The following is a 291-nucleotide window of genomic DNA, read 5'->3' as shown; positions in this document are numbered from 1 at the left end:
TACCAGGAGACCCTGACGGATCCGTCGTACGACCGGCAGATCGTGGTCGCGACGGCCCCGCAGATCGGTAACACGGGCTGGAACGACGAGGACGACGAGTCGGGGCGTATCTGGGTCTCCGGGTATGTCGTGCGCGACCCCGCGCGCGTGCCGTCGAACTGGCGGGCCAAGCGCTCCCTGGACGACGAGTTGGAGCGCCAGGGTGTGGTCGGCATCTCGGGGATCGACACGCGGGCCCTGACCCGGCACCTGCGCGAGCGCGGGTCGATGCGCGCCGGCATCTTCTCGGGC

1 protein-coding gene is annotated in these 291 nt (G+C 70.4%); it reads left to right on the top strand.

All coding sequences use genetic code 11. From position 1 onward, the window contains the following. On the top strand, positions 1 to 291 hold a 291-nt coding region (locus IO33_RS0142315), incomplete at both ends, for a carbamoyl-phosphate synthase domain-containing protein (protein WP_031174375.1).

Source organism: Streptomyces durhamensis (assembly GCF_000725475.1).
Classification (GTDB): Bacteria; Actinomycetota; Actinomycetes; order Streptomycetales; family Streptomycetaceae; genus Streptomyces; species Streptomyces filipinensis.
The sequence above is the reverse complement of the archived record's forward strand: the minus strand, read 5'-3'. Positions and strand labels throughout refer to the sequence as shown.